The sequence below is a fragment of the Streptomyces sp. NH27 genome (assembly GCF_056859195.1).
This window is the reverse complement of sequence record NZ_JACEGK010000740.1, coordinates 1-2,754: the sequence shown is the minus strand read 5'-3', so window position 1 is coordinate 2,754 and position 2,754 is coordinate 1. Positions and strand designations below refer to the sequence as shown.

The window sequence follows — 2,754 nt, the reverse complement described above, 5'->3', positions numbered from 1 at the left end:
CCCCTGCGCTCCGCGCCCTTCTCCCGTACACCCGCCGCGCGTTCGCCTGACGGCCCCGAACGACCTACGGTTCGTGGCTTCTTGCGGCCGCTCAGGCGATGGTCGCCGGGGTGTCCCGCAGGGTGACGCTGGCGTGGCTCTCCTGGAAGCTCTGGTCGGAGACCAGGGTCAGCCGGGCCGTGGCCTGGAACTCCGGCAAGGTGGCGGACCCGCACGAGACCATGGTGGTCTTGAGCTTGGCGATGGTCAGGGCGAGCCCTTCGTCGAGGTCGCCGGCGTAGGGGACGTAGCCGTCGACGCCTTCCTCGAAGATCATCCCCTGGCCGCCCTGGCCGTAACGCTGCCAGTTGCGGGCCCGGTTCGAGCCTTCGCCCCAGTACTCCTTCACGAAGCCGTCGCGGGTGGGGAGTTTCGCGCCGGCCGCCTGGTCGAAGCGGGCGAAGTAGCGACCCATCATGACGAAGTCCGCTCCCATCGCCAGTGCCAGGGCCACGTGGTAGTCGTGTACGAGTCCGCCGTCGGAGCAGATCGGCACGTACGCGCCGGTGCGGTCACGGAAGGCGTCCCGGGCCGCGGCGACATCCAGCACCGCGCTGGCCTGGCCGCGTCCGATGCCCTTCTGGTCGCGGGTGATGCAGATCGAGCCGCCGCCCACACCGACCTTGACGAAGTCCGCGCCGGCCTCGGCGAGGAAGGTGAAGGCTTCACCGTCGACCACGTTGCCGCCGCCGGTCGGAATCTCCGGGTAGTGCTTCTTCACCCAGGTCAGGGCCTGCGCCTGCCAGTCGCTGAAACCGTCGGAGGAGTCGAAGCACAGCGCGTCCGCGCCTGCTTCCAGCAGCGCGGGAACCCGCTCCTGGTAGTCGTGGGTGTTGATGCCCGCGCCCACGCGCAGGCGCTTGGCGGCGTCCACGGCCTGGCTCGGGAAGCGCTTGTTGTCCGCGTAGTCGGACCGGAACACCAGATGTTGCAGACGGCCCTCGGCGTCCAGCACCGGCAGGCAGTCCAACCGCTCGTCCCACAGTCGCGCGTTGGCCTCGGAGAGCGTGGTGTCGGCGCCGGCGTGCGGCAGGTCGGCGATGACGGTCATCCGACCGCTCACCGGTCCGTCGAGGTCGTGGCGCTGGGGATGGAAGTCACGGGAGGTCACCAGGCCGAGCAGGCGGCCGGTGGCGGTGCCGTCGTGGGTGACCGCGGCGGTGCTGTGACCGGTGCGCCGCATGATGGCGACGAGGTGGCCGAGGCTGTCGTCCGGGCGGACGTTGGTGTCGCTGGTGACGAATCCGGCCTTGAAGTTCTTCACCTGACGGACGGCCGCGGCCTGGTCCTGGATCGACTGGTTGTGGTGCAGGAAGCTCAGTCCGCCGCCCCGCGCGAGCGCGATCGCGAGCTCCGGCGTGCTGACCGCCTGCATGATCGCGGACGTGAACGGGGACCCCAGCTCGATCGCCGACTTCTCGCCCACGACGTGTCGCGCCAACGGCGTGGACAGGTCGACCGCCGCGGGCGAGCAGTCGGTCCTGGTCCGGTTCGGCAGCAGCAGGAACTCGTTGAACGTCCTTGAGACCTCGGCGATGATCTGTGCCACGCGTTCCTCCTGACCCGTCGGCCGAGGCCCGACTGCCCCGCCGTGAAGACCGCCCCGTGTCCCAGGACCCGGGCGGCGGGCAGGTGTCGGCATGGCGGCCGTGCAGGCGCCACGCACCACGGCGGAGCCCTGACCAGCCCGTGTCGAACCGGGTGCGGTCGTGACCGGCACCCTATCGACTGCCTCACCGCCGCACGAATCGCCCCTCCGCCACCCGCCGTTGCCCGGCCTCGACCAAGACCCGGATCAGGCGGGGGCGGGGACCCGGGCGCCATCCCGGAGTCGCCACGGCGTCCTGCTTCCCGGAGCGCGCCGGCCGGCGTTGCCGTCGGTCGACGGTTTCCCCCGCGGCCCGCGGCCCGCGGCGTGGGTGGGGGGTGCTCCCCAGGCTGCTGAGATCGAACTCGTGATGCGGCCGGATCGACAAGTGCACGCCTCACTGCCGGCGGTTGGGGCTCCACTCGTAGGCCCCCGGCGCCGTCGTGATGACTTCACCGGGCCAGGTCTGCCGCACCTGTTGCAGACGTTCTTGATGTTCATCGACCCAGTTCTCCTCCGGACGGATTCCCAGGAGCGTCGTGAGACGGTCCGGATCTTCGACCGTCACCGACAGCCAGCCGTCTTCGTGCACATGAAGGGTGAGGCTCAGGCCACGATCTCCTCCGATGCCGGCTTGCCGGCCTGGGGCGAGGTCGGACAGATCTCGCTGCCAGGCGTCGAGGTCCTGCTGAGAGAGGTAGACGTCCAACCGAGCGTCGATGAAACTCGCGGACACGAGCACGTCGGCGCGCAGGATGTCGTGGCCGGTCAGTATGCCCGGCTGGTAGCGGCCGGTGACGCGCACGATACAGCGGTTCCCGTCTGCGTCCTCCAGGTGGATCAGATCCGCCGGGGCAGATCCCGTCATCGGGTACTCCCTTCCTGAAGAGTGGGGTGGGCTTGCATCCTCTCCCATCGCCCCCGTGCGCGACGCGGACGGTGTCCCGGTCTCCCGCCGCGCATCGGGCACCGTCCTCACCAGTACGTGAGGAGGAGGTGGTTGAGGAGGAGGGCCAGGGCGGCTTGGGCGGCCAGCCAGGTGCGGCGGTCGGGGGCGGGCAGGAGCGCGGCGGTCGCCGGGAGCCAGAGGGTGAAGGGCAGCCAGATCCGTTCGGTCTCCGCCTTGC

Annotated in this window: 2 protein-coding genes; both read right to left on the bottom strand. The window is 70.3% G+C overall.

Annotated features, from left to right (window positions below):
• Positions 1 to 91 precede the first annotated feature (91 nt).
• Positions 92 to 1,588, bottom strand: coding sequence for an IMP dehydrogenase (locus tag AC13HU_RS35215; RefSeq protein ID WP_483046067.1), 1,497 nt, complete (start codon positions 1,586 to 1,588; stop codon positions 92 to 94).
• A gap of 436 nt (positions 1,589 to 2,024) precedes the next feature.
• Complete coding sequence (locus tag AC13HU_RS35210) at positions 2,025 to 2,495, bottom strand: DUF5959 family protein (protein ID WP_483046066.1); 471 nt, start codon at positions 2,493 to 2,495, stop codon at positions 2,025 to 2,027.
• Positions 2,496 to 2,754 lie beyond the last annotated feature (259 nt).